The following is a 515-nucleotide window of genomic DNA, read 5'->3' on the forward strand; positions in this document are numbered from 1 at the left end:
CACCCGAGCATTGAATGAGGCTCCAACGCAAGTTGGGGCCTTTTTTCATATAGTAAAACAAGGTCAAAGGCGGCACCATGATCCTCCTGGTCGACAAGATCGTGCGTTGAACGGGTGCCGTGCGCATGGTAGTATTTCACATCGTGGTTCAAACTGTTGGAGGCTGTTCTGCCACCCCAACTGCAAGTGCCACTTTATAAGGGCTCTTGGCGCAACGGTTAGCGCAGGGGACTCATAATCCCTGGGTTCTGGGTTCGAATCCCGGAGGGCCCACCAGGTTTTTCAACAGGTCAGGCAATATGTCTGGCCTGTTTTCTTTTTCATGGCAGTAGTTTCCACTTGCAAATAGCCTGCTTGCTCACTTCCGGGCACCCTCGGTCGGCTGCCTGCGATGCCCCCGCCATGAAACCGGCCTATCTACTACGTTTAAGCCCGACCCCTCGACCATACCCCGTTTTTCCGAAAACCGCAGGCCGTCTACCTGCACTGATAATTGTTCTCGGGGGAAGCGGGCA

Annotated in this window: 1 tRNA gene; it reads left to right on the forward strand. The window is 54.4% G+C overall.

The features are described 5' to 3' along the window. Positions 1-200: 200 nt before the first annotated feature. Positions 201-276, forward strand: a tRNA-Ile gene (locus tag DXC52_RS09915). The last annotated feature ends 239 nt before the right edge of the window (positions 277-515 follow it).

Origin of the sequence: Collinsella sp. TF05-9AC, from assembly GCF_003438495.1 — a bacterium.
Taxonomy (GTDB): domain Bacteria; phylum Actinomycetota; class Coriobacteriia; order Coriobacteriales; family Coriobacteriaceae; genus Collinsella.